The organism is Streptomyces sp. NEAU-sy36, from assembly GCF_013423905.1.
Lineage (GTDB): Bacteria > Actinomycetota > Actinomycetes > Streptomycetales > Streptomycetaceae > Streptomyces > Streptomyces misionensis.
This window is the reverse complement of the sequence record NZ_CP058977.1, coordinates 5,171,153-5,188,327: the sequence shown is the minus strand read 5'-3', so window position 1 is coordinate 5,188,327 and position 17,175 is coordinate 5,171,153. Positions and strand designations below refer to the sequence as shown.

The following is a 17,175-nucleotide window of genomic DNA, read 5'->3' as shown; positions in this document are numbered from 1 at the left end:
TGAGAGGTGGGACGTGACGGAGAGTCCCCGTCGGCGCGCGGTGCTGGACGTGCTGCGGGCCGCGTCCGGGCCGCTCGGCGTCACGGAGACCGCCGAGCGCCTCGGCGTCCACCCCAACACCGTCCGCTTCCACCTGGACGCCCTGGTGGCCGACGGTCTGGTCGAGCGCCGGGCCGAGGCGCCCAGCGGCCCGGGCCGGCCGCGCACCGTGTACACCGTCCGCCCCGGCATGGACCGCGGCGGGGCGCGCGGTTACCTCCTGCTGGCGCGGATGCTGCTCAGCCGCCTGGCCCTCGCCGATCCGGCCGAGGCGCGCGAGGAGGCCCTGGAGACGGGCCGCGCGTGGGGCCGCTTCCTGGCCGACCCGCCGCCCCCCTTCGAGCGGCCTTCGGCCGAGGGGTCGGTCACCCGTCTCCTCGCCCTGCTGGGCGACCTGGGGTTCGAGCCGGAGGCCGAGCGGAGCGGGGCGCGGCCCCCGCGGCGGATCGGGCTGCGACACTGTCCCTTCCTCGAACTCGCCGAGGAGCACGGTGAGTTGGTCTGCCCCCTCCACCTCGGGCTGATCCAGGGCGCGCTGGCGAGGCTCGACGCGCCGCTGACGGCCACCCGTCTGGAGCCGTTCGCCCGACCCGACCTCTGCCTCGCCCACCTGAGCGACACGGGCACCCCCGCACGGGACACGAGAAAGGCAACACCCCGATGAACGCCACGTCCGCCGTCGCTACCGCGGTCACCTTCGTCTGGCTCGGAATGGTGCTGGCGATCTCCTTCCTGGAGGCGCCGCTGAAGTTCCGCGCACCGGGCGTGACCATCCCCATCGGGCTCGGCATCGGCCGGCTGGTGTTCCGGGCGCTGAACGCGGTCGAGGCGGTGTTCGCGGTCGTGGTGATCGCGGCGGTCGCGGTACACGGCGCCCCCGCCTGGATCACCGGGCTCACCGCCGCCGTCGCGGTCTTCCTGCTGGCCCAGCTGGCCGCCGTCCGCCCTTCTCTCAACCGCAGGTCCGACCGGGTCCTCGCGGGCGAGGACCTGCCCCGTTCTCGCGGCCACCTGTGGTACGTGGCCCTGGAACTCCTCAAGGCGGCAGCCCTGCTGGCCCTCGGCATCGGACTGCTCTCGGTCTGACGCCCTCGGTCACGGCGCCGGTTCGCGCACCGCCGGCCACCGTTCGTGCCAGCGCAGCTCCGCCTCCAGCTGCGCGGCGAGGGAGACCAGCAGGGGCTCGCTGCCGGCCGGGCCGAGGAGCTGGGCGCCCACCGGCAGCCCGTCCCCCGTGAACCCGGCGGGCACGTTGACGCCCGGCCACCCCAGCACGTTCCACGGCCAGGCGTAGGGGCACGCGGCGATCATCGCCCGGTCCGTGGCCATCCCGCCGAGCCGGTACAAGGCGCCGATCCGGGGCGGGGGAGTGGCCGTGGTCGGCGCGAGGACCACGTCGTACGTCCGGAAGAAGCCGCCGATCCGCCGGTGCAGCACCGCTTCCGCCCGCCGGGCCGCCCGCAGCGGGGCCCCGCCGAGCAGCCGGCCGAGCCGGGCCGCGCCGCGGGTGCGCGGATCGAGCAGCGCGGGGTCGGGGACCTCGCGGGCGAACTCGGCGATCCCGGCGGTGGCCCGGGGGACGAAGGTCAGCCCGATGAGACCGTAGGGCGGATCGGCCTCGGTCACCTCGTGCCCCAGTCCGGCGAGGCACTCGGCGAGTGCGGTGACCCGGGCGCGGACCCGCGGGTCCAGCCGGGCCGGCACAGCGGTGAACGGCGGCTTCAGGGACAGCGCGATGCGCAGCCTGCCGGGGTCGCGGCCGACCGCGTCCGCCACCGTGAGGGCGGCCGGCCGGTGCACGTCCCGGTCGTGGCTGCCGCTCGCCGCGTCGAGCAGCAGCGCCGCGTCGGCGACCGTACGGGCCAGGGTGCCGTTGACCGTGATGCCCTGGAAGGGCTCGGCGCGCGGCCAGGTCGAGATGCGGCCGCGCTGCGGCTTGATGCCGATCAGATGGGTCCAGGACGCCGGTATGCGCACCGAGCCGGCGCCGTCCGAACCGAGCGCGGCCGGCACCAGACCGGCCGCCACCGCCGCCGCCGAGCCGCCCGAGGACCCGCCCGGGGTGTGCCCGGTGTGCCACGGGTTGCGGGTGTCGCCGAAGGCCCGCCCCTCGGTGAACGGCCACTGCCCCAGCTCACAGGTGTTCGTCTTGCCGACGATCACCGCGCCGGCCGCCCGCAGCCGTCGTACCGCCTCCCCGTCCGCGGCCGCCGGCGGGAAGTCGCCCGCGCAGCCGAACGCGGTCGGCTCGCCCGCCACGTCCGTGTCGTCCTTCACCGCGATCGGCACCCCGAGCAGCGGTCGCCGCCGCCCGGCCGCCAACTCCCGGTCCGCCGCGTCGGCTTCGGCGAGTGCGGCCTCGTGGCGCACGAGACGGAAGGCGTTCAGCACCGGCTGCGCGGCCTCGATCCGGGCCAGGGTCCGCGCCACCAGTTCCCGGGAGGTCACCTCGCCCCCGGCCAGCGCGCGGGCGGACGCGGCGAGACCGGCGGCACGGTCGGGCGTCATGGGCGAGCACCTCCGGGAGGCTCCGGACACGGGTCTACCGAACGGTAACGTCAACAGGGGTGCGGTGAAAGAGGTCCCGTGCCCGGCGGCCCGCGCCTCAGCCGCCCAGCAGCCGTCGCAGCCAGCCGAGCCGGGCGGTCCGCGCCGCCCGGGACAGGGCCGCCTGCGGGGCCAGGGTGTCGAAACCGTGGAACGCGCCGGGCCAGACGTGGAGTTCGGCCTCGCCGCCGGCCCGCCACAGGCGGGACGCATAGTCGACCGTCTCGTCCCGGAAGGTCTCCGCCGAGCCGGTGTCGAGGTAGGCCGGCGGCAGTCCGGACAGGTCCGTGGCGCGGGCTGGCGCGGCGTAGGGGGAGACGTCCGGTCCGCCCCGGCGCGCACCGAGCAGCGCCGTCCAGGCGGTCTCGTTGGCGGTCCGGTCCCAGAGGCCGACGCCGGTCATCTGATGACTGGAGACGGTGTCGTTGCGGTCGTCCAGCATCGGGCTCATCAGCAGCTGGCCCAGCGGGCGGGGCCCCCGCCGGTCCCGGGCGAGCAGGGCGACGGCGGCCGCCAGCCCGCCGCCCGCGCTGGCGCCCGCCACCACGATCCGCTCCGGGTCGCCGCCGATCTCCCGCGCGTGCCCGGCCGTCCACCGCAGGCCCGCGTACACGTCCTCGACCGGCGCCGGATGCGGGTGCTCGGGCGCGAGCCGGTACTCGACCGACACCACCACCGCGCCCAACTCCCGTGCCCAGTCCAGCGGTACGTCCACCCCGGCGCGGCCGGTGCCGGCCATCATGCCGCCGCCGTGCACGTGGTAGAACACCGGCAGCGGACCCGTGGCCGACACCGGGCGGCAGACCACCAGGGCGATCCCGGGGGCGTCCGGCGGTCCCGGCACCGCGCACTCCGTCACCTCGAAGGCGCCGCCCAGGGTGAGGTCCGCCAGCCCCGCGCCGACACCCGCGCCACGCCGGGCCGCGTCGAGGTCCGCCAGGCTGAACCCGGGCACCGCCGCGTCCCCCAGCGACTCCAGGCATGAGGCGAGTTCCGGGTCGAACGGGGGCGGGACCAGGGGCACGGCTTCCTCCTCGGACGGCTCACGGCACGGCGGTACGCCACCGTCCGCATACCCCCCGGCGGCGCCGCGAGTCGGGCGCGGCGCGCGGTGTGACTCGGGTGCCGTAGCGTCCCGAACACCCGTAGGGGCCGGAACCAGCGGGTTCCGGCCCCTACGGGCGCGTGCGGTGCCGAGGCTCAGGCGGCGGTGATCTCCGCGGCGACGCCGTGCAGGCGCGTCACGACCTCGGTCAGCTGGCCGGCGACCTCGGCGTCGTCGACCGGGTGGGTCTCGGCGAAGCGGGTCACGGAGCCGGGGATGGACAGCTTGATGTCCTCGATCACCTTGCCGCCGGCGATGCCCACCGACTTGCGGGTGTCGTCCTGCGCCCAGACGCCGCCGTACTGGCCGAAGGCGGTGCCGATGACGGCGACGGGCTTGCCGCCGAAGGCGCCGGCGCCGTACGGGCGGGACAGCCAGTCGATGGCGTTCTTGAGCACGGCCGGCATGGTGCCGTTGTACTCGGGCGAGAACACCAGGAAGGCGTCGGCGGCCTGGGCGGCCTCACGCAGCTTCGCGGCGGCGGCCGGAACGCTGCCCTCGACGTCGATGTCCTCGTTGTAGAAGGGCACGTCGGCCAGGCCCTCGAAGATCACGACCTCGGCACCTTCCGGGGCGAGCTTGGCGGCCGCCTCGGCCAGCTGACGGTTGTGCGAACCGGCGCGGAGGCTGCCGACGAGCGCGAGGATACGAACAGACATGGGAAATCTCCAGGGGCTGAAACATCGCCGTTACGATCCGGACCAAGGTCCGTTTAACTTTCTACCATCTTAACCGGACCCTGGTCCAGTTCCGTTCCCGTGCTTTACGCTGTGTTCATGTCCAGCCTGCCGCACCCCCTTCCGACGCCGCAGGAGCCGACCATGCTGGAGCTGGGTACCGCTCCCGAAGAGCCCGGTCTGCGCGCCGACGCGGCCCGCAACCGCGCCCGGCTGCTGGAGGCCGCCGCCCGGCTGATCGCGGAGCACGGCGTGGCCGGGGTCACCATGGAGGCCGTCGCGGCGGCGGCCAAGGTGGGCAAGGGCACCGTCTTCAGGCGCTTCGGCGACCGCACGGGACTGCTGATGGCCCTGCTGGACCACTCCGGCCGGCGGCTCCAGGCCGACTTCCTGGGCGGACCTCCGCCGCTGGGGCCCGGCGCACCGCCCCTGGAGCGGCTGCGCGCGTTCGGCATCGCGGTGCTCTACCGCTCGGCCGAACAACTGGAACTCCAACTGGCCGCACAGCCCGAGGCGTGCCGCCGCTTCGCCCACCCCGCGGTCCAGGCGCTGCGCACCCACGTCACCATGCTGCTGCGGCAGATCGTGCCGGACGCCGACTGCGAGCTGCTGGCCCAGACCCTGCTCGCCTCGCTCGACCCCGCGCTGATCCACCATCTGACCCGGCAGCTGGGGATGCCCATGGAGCGGCTGGAGGCGGCCTGGGTCGACCTGGTCGCCCGGGTGACCCGCACGGACCCGCCCACCTGACCTTTCTGGAGTCAACGGCCGTACACCATACGGCAATTGGTCCAACCGCAAACCACGATCCCCCGCTCGCCGCGGTGCCGGACCGCTCTGCCAGGATGCGGTCTGTCATGGTGCAGAAACCGAACACGCCCACGAGCGCCGATGTGGCCCGCCTGGCCGGCGTCTCGCGCGCGACCGTGTCCTACGTCCTGAACAACACCCGCTCCGTACGGATCAGCGAGCCCACCCGCCGCCGCGTCCACGAGGCCGCGCGGGAGCTGGGGTACGTGCCGCACGCCGCCGCCCGCAGCCTGCGCGCCGGACACAGCCGTACGGTCGTCATGCCCGCCCCGGCGATCCCGGCCGGGCCCCTCTACAGCGCGTTCCTGAGCGAGCTGCAAGGAGCGCTGGGACGGCTCGACTACACCGTCGTCCAGTACGGCTCCGTCGGCCTGGAGGGCGACGAAGCCGCCCGCGCCTGGGCCGAGTTGCGGCCCGTGGCGGTACTGGTGCCCGGCTCCGGATGCGGGCCGCGGGGCGTGGCCGTCCTCAAGCGCTCGGGCACCCGCGCGGTGGTCACCCTCGGCCCCGAACGCGTCGAGGGCGCGCACGCCCTGCTGATGGACCACGAGGCCGTGGGCCGGTTAGCGGCCGGCCATCTGTACGAGCGGGGCAGGCGCCGGATCGGCGTCGTCGTCCCCGCCGAACCCGGCCTCCAGTCCTGCTCCCGGCCCCGGCTCGCGGGCGTCCGCCAGGCCCTGCGCGGCACCGGCGCGACCGCCGCCGAGGTGCCGCTCGCCTACACCGAGCAGTCCGCCGCCCGGCTCGCCGCCCACTGGCCCGGCCTGGACGCCGTCTTCGCCTACAACGACGAGTACGCCATGCTGCTGATGCGCGCCCTCCAGGACGAGGGTCTGCGCATCCCCGAGGACGTGGCCGTGATCGGTGCCGACGACCTGATGCTCGGCCGGCTGCTGCGGCCCCGGCTCAGCACCGTCCGCATCGAACTGCCCTCGGGCCGCTGCCTCGCCGCACTGGTCGACCGCTTGGTGCGCGAGACGGGCGGCGAGCCGGAGGTGCACAGGGTGCTGGACGTCTCGGTCGTACACCGCGACTCCACCTGAGCCCGGCCCGCCGCCCGGAACCGGCCGGACGGGCTACTCGCCCTGACCCTCCTGCGCGGCGATGCTCTTGCGGACCTCGTCCATGTCCAGATTGCGGGCCTGGCCGATGACGTCCGTGAGGGCCGCCTCGGGCAGCGCGCCCGGCTGGGCGAACACGGCCACCCGGTCGCGCACGATCATCAGCGTCGGAATGGACTGGATGCCGAACGCCTGGGCCAGCTCCGGCTGCGCCTCGGTGTCCACCTTGCCGAACACCAGGTCCGGGTTCTCCTCGGCGGCCTTCTCGTACACCGGCGCGAACTGCCGGCACGGCCCGCACCAGGACGCCCAGAAGTCGATGAGAACGAAGTCGTTCTCGGTGACCGTGTCGTCGAAGTTCTCCTTGGTCAGTTCCACGGTGCTGCTCATGGCCTGGTTCCCTCTTCCTGGTGTGGGGGTGTGCCGACGGCGGAAACACGGCCGCCGGGCCGCCTATTCCGCGCACTGTCCGCGCGCACCCTGATGCCCTGCGCACCGGGCGCCCGCGTGCCGCGCTCGTACCCATGTGGCCGACGCGCACACCACCCACCAGACTGACCCCATGACGGAAACGGAAACCATCGCGTACGACGTCGTGGTGCTCGGGGCCGGGCCCGTGGGGGAGAACGTCGCCGACCGCACCCGCGCGGCCGGTCTCACCACCGCGGTCGTGGAGAGCGAACTGGTCGGCGGCGAGTGCTCGTACTGGGCCTGCATGCCCAGCAAGGCGCTGCTCAGGCCGGTCATCGCCCAGGCCGACGCCCGCCGGCTGCCCGGTCTCGCCCCGGCGGTCCAAGGCCCCCTCGACGCCCCCGCCGTGCTCGCCCGGCGCGACGACTTCACCTCCCACTGGCAGGACGACGGCCAGGTCGACTGGGTCGAGGGCATCGGCGCCGACCTCTACCGGGGCCACGGCCGCCTCGCCGGGCCCCGGACGGTGACCGTCACCGTGTCGGACGGCACGGTCACCACCCTCACCGCCCGGCACGCGGTCGCGGTCTGCACGGGCACCCGCGCCCAGCTGCCCGATCTGCCCGGCCTCGCCGACGTACGGCCGTGGACCAGCCGGGAGGCCACCAGCGCGGAGTCGGTGCCCGGCCGGCTGATCGTCGTCGGCGGTGGCGTGGTCGCCACCGAGATGGCCACCGCCTGGCAGGCCCTCGGCTCCCGGGTCACCCTGTTGGTGCGCGGCAAGGGGCTGCTCAACCGGATGGAGCCGTTCGCCGGGGAACTGGTCGCCGAGTCGCTCTCCGAGGCGGGCGTCGACGTCCGCCTCGGCGCGTCCGTGGAGTCCGTCACCCGGGAGAACGGCACCGTGGTGGCCCGCACCCGCTCGGGAGAGCGGTTCGAGGCCGACGAGATCCTCTTCGCCACCGGCCGCGTCCCGCAGACCGACGACATCGGGCTCGACACCGTGGGCCTGGAACCCGGCTCCTGGCTCGACGTGGACGACACCCTGCGCGTCACCGGCACCGACTGGCTCTACGCCGTCGGCGACGTCAACCACCGCGCGCTCCTCACCCACCAGGGCAAGTACCAGGCCCGTGTCGCCGGTGCCGCCATCGGCGCCCGCGCGGCCGGCACCCCGCTGCTCGACGGCCCCTGGGGCGCGCACGCGGCGACCGCCGACCACGAGGCCGTGCCCCAGGTCGTCTTCACCGACCCCGAGGCCGCCGCCGTCGGCCTCTCGCTCGCCGAGGCGGAGCAGGCCGGCCACCGGGTCCGCGCCGTGGACGTGGAGTTCTCCTCCGTCGCCGGCGCGTCCCTGTACGGCGACGGCTACAAGGGCCGCGCCCGCATGGTCGTCGACCTGGAGGACGAGATCCTGCGCGGTGTCACCTTCGTCGGCCCGGGCGTCGGGGAACTCATCCACTCCGCCACCGTCGCCGTCGCCGGCCATGTCCCGGTCAGCCGGCTGTGGCACGTGGTGCCGTCGTACCCGACCCTCAGCGAGGTGTGGCTGCGGCTGCTGGAGGCGTACCGGGACAACTGAGCCGCGAACGCGGCGGCGTCGCGTCCGGCCGGCCCACCCGCCGGCCGGACGCGACGCCGTTCAGGGCCTGCGGCCGCGGAAGGTGCGGCGCAGGTCGTCCACCCAGGCGTCGGGGTTCTCCCACGGGATGAAGTGGCCGCCGCGGTCGTGGGCGTTGACGTTGACGTGGTTGAACCAGCCGGCCTGCGGGCCGGTCCGGAACGCCCGGACGCGCTCCTCGGCGGTGTGCACGCCGGGCGGGTTCTCGTAGGTGACGAAGGTGAGACCCACCGGGGCCTGCACGACCGGGGTGCGGTCGTGGACGGGTGCCCAGGGGTGGCGGTTGGCGTTGGCGTAGTAACGCATCGACGTGGCGATCGAGTTGTTCACCCAGTAGATCGTGGCGTGGGTGAGCATGTCGTCCCTGCTGAACACGGACTCGACGTCACCGCCGTTGTCGCTCCAGGCGTTCCAGCGCTCCAGCAGCCAGGCGAGCAGCCCGGCGGGCGAGTCGCTCAGCCCGTGGGCCAGGGTCGCGCCGTCGAGCATGTGCACGGCGAGGTGGGAGGCCGAGCGGCGGTCCATCTCGACGAGGCGGGCGCGCACGTCGGCGGGCTGGTCGTCGGTGAGGGGCCGGTTCCGGGCGAAGTCCCAGGCGCGGGGGCCGTTGAAGAAGTCGAGCGGCAGCCCGGAGCCGATGTGGATGCCGTACAGCTCGTCGGCGTACTTGTGGCCGAGCTGACTCGTGACGATCCCGCCGATGTCACAGCCACCGGCGGCGTACTTCTCGTACCCCAGCGTCTCGGTCATCAGGGTGTGCCAGAGGTCGGCGACCTTCCAGAAGTTGACGTCCGGGAAGCCGGTGAGCGGTCCGGGGAAGCCGAAGCCGGGCAGGGACGGCACGATGACGTCGAAGGCGTCCGCGGGGTCACCGCCGAACGCGGCCGGGTCGGCGAGCGGGCCGATCACCTTCGACCAATGCCAGAACGTCCAGGGCCAGCCGTGGGTGAGGATCAACGGGATCGGCCGGGGGCCGCGGCCGGGTTCACGCAGGAAATGCACCGGGACACCGGTGACGCTCACCTGGTAGTGCTCGTGGACGTTGACGGCGGCCTCGGCCGCGCGCCAGTCGTAGCCGTCCCGCCAGTAGGCGACCAGTTCGCCGAGATAGCCGGCGGGGACACCGTACGACCAGTCCTCGTTGCCCTCGTCCACCGGCGGACGGGTGGACGCGAGCCGGGCGCGCAGATCGTCCAGGACCTCGTCGGGCACGTGGAGCGGGGCGGGTTCCAGCGGTAAGGACTGCGGGGCGGTCATGGCGTGGTTCCTTCCGGACGGGGGCGAGCGGCGTCCCGGCCTGCCGGGTGGCCGGCCGGCGAGCCGGGCCGGTTTCTCTTCGGCGCGGGCTCCGACGATATGCCGACCGCCCCCGGCTTGAGGCTCCCGAGCCCGCCGAACCGGTTACGGGCACCGGGCCGGACATCGGGGTTTCGGCGGCGTGGCCGATTCGTTACCGGCTCCGGTCGATTTCGAGGTTGCGCGGGGGTGGCCGAGACGGCGGCGGGGGCCGTATGTTCTGGCCGACAACATTCAGCGCGGTGGACGTCGATACCCACCGAAGCCGGTCAAGCGTGCGCTTCCGTGCCCCACACCCCTTCGTGCACATCCGTGGGCGGATGCACACCCGGCCACGCCCCAGAAAGGACCCTGCCCATGCGCAAGGGGCTCCTCCTCACCACAGCCTCCGTGGCGCTGCTGACGACCCTCACCGCCTGCGGGAACTCCTCGTCGGGCGGCGACTCGTCGGGCTCCGGCGGCAAGAAGCCGAAGATCGGCGTGATCCTCCCGGACAGCAAGTCGTCCGCCCGCTGGGAGACGGCCGACCGCCCCTACCTCGCCAAGGCGTTCAAGGCGGCGGGCGTCGACTACGACATCCAGAACGCCCAGGGCGACAAGCAGGCGTTCCAGACGATCGCGGACCAGATGATCAGCAGCGGGGTGAACGTCCTGGTGATCGTCAACCTCGACAGCGGCACCGGCAAGGCCGTCCTGGACAAGGCCAAGGCCCAGGGTGTGGCCACCATCGACTACGACCGGCTGACGCTCGGCGGCTCCGCCCAGTACTACGTGAGCTTCGACAACACGGTGGTCGGCAAGCTGCAGGGCGAGGGCCTGAGCAAGTGCCTGTCGGACATGAAGGCGAAGAAGCCGGTCGTCGCCGAGCTGAACGGCTCGCCCACCGACAACAACGCCACGCTCTTCGCCCAGGGTTACAACAGCGTTCTCGATCCCAAGTACAGCTCCGGCGAGTACGTCAAGGGCCCCAACCAGTCCGTGCCCGACTGGGACAACGCCCAGGCCGGGACCATCTTCGAGCAGATGCTCACCAGCGAGCCCCGGATCGGCGGCGTGCTGGCCGCCAACGACGGCCTCGGCAACGCGGCCATCGCGGTGCTGCGCAAGAACCACCGCAACGGCCAGGTGCCGGTGACCGGGCAGGACGCCACCGTGCAGGGCCTGCAGAACATCCTGGCCGGCGACCAGTGCATGACCGTCTACAAGGCGGTCAAGAAGGAGGCCGACGCGACCGCCCGGCTCGCCGTCGCCCTGGCCAAGGGCAAGAAGGGGCAGACCAACGGGAGCGTCAAGGACCCCCAGGGCGGCCGTGCGGTGCCCTCCGTGCTGCTCACTCCGGTCGCCGTCTACAAGGACAACGTCAAGGACGTCGTGAACGACGGATACGTGACCAAGGCCCAGCTGTGCACCGGCCGGTACGCCGCCCTGTGCGCCAAGGCCGGCATCCAGTAACCCACTCCAGCCGGGCCCACAGGCCGACCGCGGGTTCCAAGGCGCCCTGACCGCCTGCCGGAACCCGCGGCCCCACGACTTCAGGAGCCGTCCTCCATGACAGCGACCCCCATCCTCCGACTGCGCGGCGTCAACAAGAGTTTCGGCCCGGTGCAGGTGCTGCACGACGTGGCCTTCAGCGCCTGCCCCGGCGAAGTGACCGCCCTCGTGGGCGACAACGGCGCCGGCAAGTCCACCCTGGTCAAATGCATCGGGGGGATCCACTCCATCGACGCCGGCGAGTACTGGTTCGACGGCGAGCAGGTGCAGATGCACAGCCCCCGGGACGCCGCCGCGCTCGGCGTGGAGATCGTGTACCAGGACCTCGCCCTGTGCGACAACCTGGACATCGTCCAGAACATGTTCCTCGGCCGGGAGAAGCGCAGGGGCCTGCTCCTCGACGACGCGACCATGGAGGAACTGGCCGCCAAGACCCTCGCCGGACTCTCGGTCAAGACCGTGAAGTCCCTGCGGCAGCGGGTCTCCAGCCTCTCCGGCGGTCAGCGCCAGACCGTCGCCATCGCCAAGGCGGTGCTGTGGAACAGCAAGCTCGTCATCCTCGACGAGCCGACCGCCGCCCTGGGCGTCGCCCAGACCGCCCAGGTCCTGGAACTGGTGCGGCGGCTGGCCGACAACGGCCTGGCGGTGGTGCTCATCTCGCACAACATGAACGACGTCTTCGCGGTGTCCGACCAGATCGCCGCCCTCTACCTGGGCCGGACGGCCGCCCAGGTCAGGACCTCGGACGTGACACACGCCCAGCTCGTCGAACTGATCACCTCGGGCCGCAGCGGAAACCTGGGCCTCACCGACACCAATGGAGCAGCCGCATGACCACCGCCGTCGCCCCCGAGAAGCCCGAACGGCCGGAGGACCCCGGCGCCTCCGGCGCACCGTCCGACGCCACCGTCCCCGGTCTGCGCGCGCTGGTCACCGGCTACCGCGACCGGCTGCGCGGCGGCGAACTCGGGGCCCTGCCCGCGGTCCTCGGCCTGGTGGCGCTCTGCGTCTTCTTCGGAATCCTGAGCCCCGTCTTCTTCTCCGACCTCAACTTCGCCAACCTGCTGACCCAGGGGGCGGGCAGCATCGCGATCGCCATGGGGCTGGTCTTCGTCCTCCTCCTCGGGGAGATCGACCTGTCCGCCGGATACGCCAGCGGTGTCTGCGCCGCGGTGCTGGCCATCCTCCTCACCAACCACGGATGGCCGTGGTACGGCGCCGTCGCCGCCGCCATGCTGACCGGCGTCGTCATCGGCCTGCTCCTGGGCACGCTGGTCGCGAAGGTGGGCATCCCCTCGTTCGTGGTCACGCTGGCCGCGTTCCTGGGCTTCCAGGGCATCGTGCTGATCCTGCTGAAGGAGGGCACGAACATCTCCATCGAGGACAAGACCCTGCTCGCCATCGCCAACAACAACCTCTCGCCCCTGGCCGGATGGCTGCTGCTGGTGTGCGGTGTCGCGGTGTACGCGGCGATCCTGCTGCGCCGTGACCACAACCGCCGCCGCCGGGGACTGGCGACCACCCCGCCGGTGCTGGCCGCCGTCCGCCTCGGCCTGCCGACGGTGCTCGGCGCCCTGGCCGTGTACGTGCTCAACCAGGAACGCAGCCGCAACGCGATGGTGGTCTCGCTGAAGGGCGTGCCCATCGTGGTGCCGCTCATCGGCGTCCTGCTCGTGCTGGGCACGTTCGTCCTCCAGCGCACGCCGTTCGGTCTGCACATCTACTCCGTCGGCGGCAACGCCGAGGCGGCCCGGCGGGCCGGCATCAACGTGGCGTTCATCCGCATCGCCGCCTTCGTCATCTGCTCGGCCATGGCGGCGGTCGGCGGCATCATCGCGGCCTCCCGGGGCAACTCCGTGGACCCCAACACCGGGGGCAGCAACGTCCTGCTGCTCGCCGTCGGGGCCGCCGTCATCGGCGGCACCAGTCTCTTCGGCGGGCGGGGCCGGGTCGTCGACGCCGTGCTGGGCGGGATGCTGGTGGCCGTGATCCAGAACGGGATGGGTCTCATGGGGTACAGCTCGGGGGTCAAGTACGCTGTCACGGGTTCGGTGCTGCTGGTGGCCGCGGGTGTGGACGCGCTGTCCCGGCACCGAGCCGTACAGCGATGAATGCCCCGCGCTCCCGTCACAACGAGGTCCCCGTGCCATGAAAGTCGGCCATTCCCAGGAGGAGATCCGACGGCACAACCTCAGTACCCTGCTGCATCACGTCCACATCGGCGGACCCGTCTCCCGGGCCGTCCTCGCCGACCGCATGGGGCTCAACCGCAGCACCATCCTGGGACTGGTCACCGATCTGACCACGGCCGGGCTCGTCCTGGAGGAACTCCCGCGCGACACCGGCCGGGCGGGCCGGCCCTCGCTGGTCGTACGGCCGGCGTCGGCCCGTGTGTACGTGCTCGCGTACGACGTCGGGGTGGACCGTCTCGCGGCCGCGCGCATCGGACTCGGCGGTGTCTTCCTCGACCGGCGCGAACGCTCCTGGCCGCTGGACGAACCGAACGACCCCGCGAAGGTCGCCGACGCACTCGCCGGGTTCGCCCGGCAGATGCTGGCGATCGCGGAGCCCGGCAGCCGCTGCGTGGGCGTCGGGGTGGCCGTGCGGGGCATCGTCCGGCACCCCGACGGCCTGGTGCGGCGCGCCCCCAACATGGGCTGGACCGATCAGGACTTCCGCACCGAAGTCGCCCGCCGGCTCGACCTCGGCGTCCCCGTCGAGGTGGACAACGAGGCGAACCTCGGTGCTCTCGCCGAACATCTGCGGGGCGCCGGGGTCGGCAGCGACAACATCGTCTATCTGCACGGGGACATCGGTATCGGCGGCGGCCTGGTCACCGGCGGCCGGCTGCTGCGCGGCACGGACGGGTACGGCGGCGAGGTCGGTCACATGATCGTCAATCCGCGCGACGGCAGCCCCTGCGGCTGCGGCGCCCGCGGCTGTCTCGAAGCCGAGGCCGGCGAACGTGCTCTGCTCGCCGCCGCCGGCCGCGACCCGCAGGAGACCGGTCAGGAAGTGGTGCGGGCGGTCGTCTCCGCCGCCGACCGGGGAGACGTGGTGGCGCGGGCCGCGCTGCACCAGGTCGGCGACTGGCTCGGCGTCGGTGTCGCCAATCTGGTCAACCTCTTCAACCCCAGCGTCGTCATCTTCGGCGGCATGCTCCGCGACCTGTTCCTCGGCGCGGCCGCGCAGATCCGCAGCCGTATCAACATCAGCACCCTCGCCGCCTCCCGCGAGAAGCTCTGTCTGCGCGTCAGCCGGCTCGGCGAGGACACCGTTCTCGTGGGCGCCGCCGAACTGGGATTCTCCGCGTTGCTGGCCGATCCCCTGGCCGTCCTGGCCGACGCCGCCGAGGAACGACTGGCCCCACCGCTGCCCGGGTGACATCGGGTTCCTCCGCCGGGAATTCACCGCGAGGAAAAGGGACCGCGTATTCCGTGCGCGGGTCTGGATCACGGCCGGGACGCCCTGCTAATGTCCAGTCACTCATTCATCCGCCGCGGGTTCCCGACAATTCGGAACCCGGTGATCGCGGTTCCCGTGCATTTTCCCGGGTTTATGAGTCCCGGCAGTCGGCAAGCGGCCCTCGCCGCCCGCGGTGACATCGGGAACACGCGGAAATCGGCGCTTCTCCTTCGACGAAACACAGCCGATCAGTGCCCCGACGGCGAACGGCACGCCGTCGTCTTCCGGCACCCATGCGAGAACTTCTCTGGAGGGGACATGACCAGCACCAAGAACGAGCACGTCGAGCGTGGTCCAAAGGCGGCCGGTGAAACGGTCGGAGTGGTCTTCGTCGGCTGTGGATACGCCGCGGACTTCTACGGCGCCACCCTGCCCAATTACCCCCACATCGAGGTCAAGGGCGCCTTCGACGTGGAAAGCGAACGCGCCGCCTCGTTCGCCGGCGAGTACGGCGGACGCGTCTTCGGTGACCTCCGGGAGGTGCTGGACGATCCGGACGTCTCCCTCGTGGTGAACCTGACCCCCGTGTCCCAGCACTACACCGTGACCAAGGCGGCCCTGCTGGCCGGCAAGCACGTCTACTCGGAGAAGCCGCTCGCCTCCACGCTCCCGGAGGCGACGGAACTCGTCGAACTGGCGAGGGAGAGGGGGCTGCTGCTGTCGAGTGCCCCGTCGACCGTCTTCAGCCAGTCCGCGCAGACGCTGCTGCGCGCCGTCGGCGACGGACTGGTCGGAAAGCCGCGCCTGGTGCACGCCTCGCTCGACATGGGAGCCCTGGCCTTCATGCCGTACACGCAGTGGCGCAGCCGGCGGGGTGTGCCCTGGCCCTATCGGGACGAGATCGCCAACGGCTGCGTCATGGAACACGCGGGCTACCAACTCAGTTGGCTGGTGGCCATGTTCGGGCCGGTGGTGCGGATGGCGGCCCACACCTCGCTCCAGCTCGGCGGGCAGTGGCCCGAGCACACCGAGCTGGCACCCGACATCTCCCTGGGCTTCCTGGAGTTCGCCGACGGCACCGTGTGCAGACTCAGCATCGGCTGGGTCGCGCCGGCCGATCTGTCCCTCACCGTCATCGGCGACCAGGGGACCCTCTCGGTGGGCGACGTATGGCAGGCCTCGGCCCCGGTCATGCTGCGGCGCAATGCCACAACGAGCGGCAAGACCAACGCCTACCTCGGCGAACCGGAGCAGCTGCCCTTCGTGATTCCGCCCGTCCGGCACCGCTACGACGACACCCACGACCTCACGGTCGGCGCGGGGGTGGCTGACATGGCCATGGCAATCATCAAGGGGGAGCAGCCCTTCCTGAGCGCCGACTTCTCCCTGCACGTGCTCGACGTCAGCCTCCGGCTCTCCGAGGGACGAGGCGTCATGGAGGACGTGCCGGTCCGCGCCGGCGACGACAGAAAGCTCGCGGTGGCGCCCGCGGGCGCCGGCACGGCGGCCCGGTGAACCGGGACCGCGCGGGCGGGCCCCGGGACACAGCGGCGCCCTGCGGCGCCGGAGACACCCTTCAGCGAAGGAGACGACATGGCTGACCCGTTGCGGATCGGCGTGGTGGGCGCCGGTAACATCAGCGGCGAATACCTGGAGACGCTGTCCGCGCTGCCGAACGTGCGTCCCGTACAGGTGGCGACGCGCGACCCCGAACGCGCGCGGGCCGCCGTCGCGCGGTTCCCGGGGACGCGGGCGACGAGCCTGCCGGAACTGTACGCCTCGGACGAGGTGGACCTCGTCCTCGACCTCACGACGCCCGCGGCACACCTGGAGGTGTCCCGGGCAGCGATCGAGGCGGGCAAGCACCTGTACGGCGAGAAACCGCTCGCCATGACCACCGGGGAGGCCCGCTCCATCCTCACCGCGGCCTCCGCCGCGGGGGTGCGGGTCGGCTGCGCGCCGGACACGGTCCTCGGCACCGGCATCCAGACCGCGCGGGTGTGCGTGGAGAAGGGCGAGATCGGCACCCCGGTCGCGGCGACCGCCTTCATGACCACGCCGGGGCACGAACTCTGGCACCCCGACCCGGAGTTCTACTACCGGCCGGGCGGCGGGCCGCTGCTGGACATGGGCCCGTACTACCTGACCGCGCTGGTGCTGATGCTCGGACCCGTGCGCCGCGTCACCGGACTGTCCGGCGCCCCACGCCGCACCCGCACGATCGGCAGCGGCCCCCGGGCGGGCACGACGTTCCCCGTGGAGGTGGCCACCCATGTCACCGGGGTGCTGGAACACGAGGGCGGCGCGCTTTCCACCCTCATGCTGAGCTTCGACGTCTGGCGGAGCACGCTGCCCCGGATCGAGGTGTACGGCACCGAAGGCACCCTGGCGGTACCCGATCCGAACAGCTTCACCGGCGACGTCCGCGTCTGCCACGCCGGGGACCGGGAATGGCGGACGGCGCCGGTGCTCGGCGGCTACCGCGGCGTGGCCCGTGGCATCGGCGTCGCGGACATGGCGCACGCCATCGCCACGGGCACGCCGCACCGGGCGAGTGCCGAACTGGCCTACCACGTGCTCGACCTCATGGAATCGCTGCTCGCCGCCGCGGAGTCGGGCGGCAGCCGTCGGGTGGACAGCGGCTTCACCCGCCCCGAACCGGTGCCCGCCGGCGCGCGGCCCGAGGACCTGTGCCCGGGATGAGGACCCGGC

General features: G+C 72.7%; 16 protein-coding genes. 11 read left to right on the top strand and 5 right to left on the bottom strand.

What is annotated here, in order from left to right:
- Positions 1–13: 13 nt before the first annotated feature.
- Together HZZ00_RS22890 and HZZ00_RS22885 are read left to right on the top strand one after the other, a co-directional pair.
- Positions 14–703, top strand: coding sequence for a metalloregulator ArsR/SmtB family transcription factor (locus tag HZZ00_RS22890; protein ID WP_180328205.1), 690 nt, complete (start codon positions 14–16; stop codon positions 701–703).
- Positions 700–1,125 carry a hypothetical protein gene (locus HZZ00_RS22885; protein ID WP_180328204.1) on the top strand — a complete coding sequence of 142 codons (426 nt, stop codon included), beginning with the start codon at positions 700–702 and terminating at the stop codon, positions 1,123–1,125. The genes HZZ00_RS22890 and HZZ00_RS22885 overlap by 4 nt, the downstream gene beginning before the upstream one ends.
- Before the next feature lie 9 nt (positions 1,126–1,134).
- Here the strand turns inward: HZZ00_RS22885 and HZZ00_RS22880 are convergent, their stop codons facing one another.
- From HZZ00_RS22880 to HZZ00_RS22870, 3 genes are all read right to left on the bottom strand, one after another.
- Complete coding sequence (locus HZZ00_RS22880) at positions 1,135–2,547, bottom strand: amidase (protein ID WP_180328203.1); 1,413 nt, start codon at positions 2,545–2,547, stop codon at positions 1,135–1,137.
- A 97-nt stretch (positions 2,548–2,644) separates the two neighbouring features.
- Positions 2,645–3,610, bottom strand: a complete 966-nt coding sequence (locus tag HZZ00_RS22875) for an alpha/beta hydrolase (protein ID WP_180328202.1) — start codon at positions 3,608–3,610, stop codon at positions 2,645–2,647.
- A gap of 176 nt (positions 3,611–3,786) precedes the next feature.
- Complete coding sequence (locus HZZ00_RS22870) at positions 3,787–4,350, bottom strand: NAD(P)H-dependent oxidoreductase (RefSeq protein ID WP_180328201.1); 564 nt, start codon at positions 4,348–4,350, stop codon at positions 3,787–3,789.
- 99 nt (positions 4,351–4,449) lie between these two features.
- Here HZZ00_RS22870 and HZZ00_RS22865 point away from each other — a divergent pair, with 99 nt between their 5' ends.
- Both HZZ00_RS22865 and HZZ00_RS22860 read left to right on the top strand, forming a co-directional pair.
- Complete coding sequence (locus HZZ00_RS22865; RefSeq protein WP_180328200.1) at positions 4,450–5,118, top strand: TetR/AcrR family transcriptional regulator; 669 nt, start codon at positions 4,450–4,452, stop codon at positions 5,116–5,118.
- Between the two features lie 107 nt (positions 5,119–5,225).
- Positions 5,226–6,221 (top strand): LacI family DNA-binding transcriptional regulator, encoded by a 996-nt coding sequence (locus HZZ00_RS22860; RefSeq protein WP_257585113.1) that lies wholly within the window; start codon positions 5,226–5,228, stop codon positions 6,219–6,221.
- Between the two features lie 33 nt (positions 6,222–6,254).
- Here HZZ00_RS22860 and trxA read toward each other — a convergent pair whose 3' ends face one another.
- Positions 6,255–6,629 (bottom strand): thioredoxin, encoded by a 375-nt coding sequence (gene trxA / locus HZZ00_RS22855; RefSeq protein WP_180328198.1) that lies wholly within the window; start codon positions 6,627–6,629, stop codon positions 6,255–6,257.
- 172 nt (positions 6,630–6,801) lie between these two features.
- Here trxA and HZZ00_RS22850 point away from each other — a divergent pair, with 172 nt between their 5' ends.
- Entirely contained in the window at positions 6,802–8,232 is a 1,431-nt protein-coding gene (locus tag HZZ00_RS22850) for an NAD(P)/FAD-dependent oxidoreductase (RefSeq protein WP_180328197.1), read from the top strand.
- Positions 8,233–8,292: 60 nt separating this feature from the next.
- On the opposite strand, the gene HZZ00_RS22845 is transcribed toward HZZ00_RS22850, so the two are convergent.
- Positions 8,293–9,528: an epoxide hydrolase family protein gene (locus HZZ00_RS22845; protein ID WP_180328196.1), complete on the bottom strand. Its 1,236-nt coding sequence runs from the start codon at positions 9,526–9,528 to the stop codon at positions 8,293–8,295.
- A gap of 396 nt (positions 9,529–9,924) precedes the next feature.
- Between HZZ00_RS22845 and HZZ00_RS22840 the strand changes: the two genes are divergently transcribed.
- The 6 genes from HZZ00_RS22840 to HZZ00_RS22815 all read left to right on the top strand — a co-directional run bounded on the left by HZZ00_RS22840 (position 9,925) and on the right by HZZ00_RS22815 (position 17,166).
- Positions 9,925–11,019: a sugar ABC transporter substrate-binding protein gene (locus HZZ00_RS22840; protein WP_180328195.1), complete on the top strand. Its 1,095-nt coding sequence runs from the start codon at positions 9,925–9,927 to the stop codon at positions 11,017–11,019.
- Between the two features lie 96 nt (positions 11,020–11,115).
- The gene (locus HZZ00_RS22835) at positions 11,116–11,892 is read left to right on the top strand and encodes an ATP-binding cassette domain-containing protein (protein ID WP_180328194.1); all 777 of its coding nucleotides are present in this window, start codon (positions 11,116–11,118) and stop codon (positions 11,890–11,892) included.
- Positions 11,889–13,169 carry a sugar ABC transporter permease gene (locus tag HZZ00_RS22830; RefSeq protein WP_180328193.1) on the top strand — a complete coding sequence of 427 codons (1,281 nt, stop codon included), beginning with the start codon at positions 11,889–11,891 and terminating at the stop codon, positions 13,167–13,169. The genes HZZ00_RS22835 and HZZ00_RS22830 overlap by 4 nt, the downstream gene beginning before the upstream one ends.
- 37 nt (positions 13,170–13,206) lie before the next feature.
- A complete protein-coding gene (locus HZZ00_RS22825; RefSeq protein ID WP_180328192.1) occupies positions 13,207–14,442 on the top strand; it encodes an ROK family transcriptional regulator in 1,236 nt (411 codons plus the stop codon).
- Positions 14,443–14,781: 339 nt separating this feature from the next.
- The gene (locus tag HZZ00_RS22820; RefSeq protein WP_180328191.1) at positions 14,782–15,978 is read left to right on the top strand and encodes a Gfo/Idh/MocA family protein; all 1,197 of its coding nucleotides are present in this window, start codon (positions 14,782–14,784) and stop codon (positions 15,976–15,978) included.
- A 78-nt stretch (positions 15,979–16,056) separates the two neighbouring features.
- Positions 16,057–17,166 carry a Gfo/Idh/MocA family protein gene (locus HZZ00_RS22815; RefSeq protein WP_180328190.1) on the top strand — a complete coding sequence of 370 codons (1,110 nt, stop codon included), beginning with the start codon at positions 16,057–16,059 and terminating at the stop codon, positions 17,164–17,166.
- The last annotated feature ends 9 nt before the right edge of the window (positions 17,167–17,175 follow it).

Bases quoted from the DNA above. Each gene is read 5' to 3' on its own strand.
- HZZ00_RS22860 (WP_257585113.1), top strand. From the start codon at position 5,226: ATGGTGCAGAAACCGAACACGCCCACGAGCGCCGATGTGGCCCGCCTG.
- HZZ00_RS22870 (WP_180328201.1), bottom strand. From the start codon at position 4,350: ATGTCTGTTCGTATCCTCGCGCTCGTCGGCAGCCTCCGCGCCGGTTCG.
- HZZ00_RS22830 (WP_180328193.1), top strand. From the start codon at position 11,889: ATGACCACCGCCGTCGCCCCCGAGAAGCCCGAACGGCCGGAGGACCCC.
- HZZ00_RS22840 (WP_180328195.1), top strand. From the start codon at position 9,925: ATGCGCAAGGGGCTCCTCCTCACCACAGCCTCCGTGGCGCTGCTGACG.
- HZZ00_RS22835 (WP_180328194.1), top strand. From the start codon at position 11,116: ATGACAGCGACCCCCATCCTCCGACTGCGCGGCGTCAACAAGAGTTTC.
- HZZ00_RS22825 (WP_180328192.1), top strand. From the start codon at position 13,207: ATGAAAGTCGGCCATTCCCAGGAGGAGATCCGACGGCACAACCTCAGT.
- HZZ00_RS22885 (WP_180328204.1), top strand. From the start codon at position 700: ATGAACGCCACGTCCGCCGTCGCTACCGCGGTCACCTTCGTCTGGCTC.
- HZZ00_RS22850 (WP_180328197.1), top strand. From the start codon at position 6,802: ATGACGGAAACGGAAACCATCGCGTACGACGTCGTGGTGCTCGGGGCC.
- HZZ00_RS22845 (WP_180328196.1), bottom strand. From the start codon at position 9,528: ATGACCGCCCCGCAGTCCTTACCGCTGGAACCCGCCCCGCTCCACGTG.
- HZZ00_RS22880 (WP_180328203.1), bottom strand. From the start codon at position 2,547: ATGACGCCCGACCGTGCCGCCGGTCTCGCCGCGTCCGCCCGCGCGCTG.
- HZZ00_RS22815 (WP_180328190.1), top strand. From the start codon at position 16,057: ATGGCTGACCCGTTGCGGATCGGCGTGGTGGGCGCCGGTAACATCAGC.
- trxA (WP_180328198.1), bottom strand. From the start codon at position 6,629: ATGAGCAGCACCGTGGAACTGACCAAGGAGAACTTCGACGACACGGTC.
- HZZ00_RS22820 (WP_180328191.1), top strand. From the start codon at position 14,782: ATGACCAGCACCAAGAACGAGCACGTCGAGCGTGGTCCAAAGGCGGCC.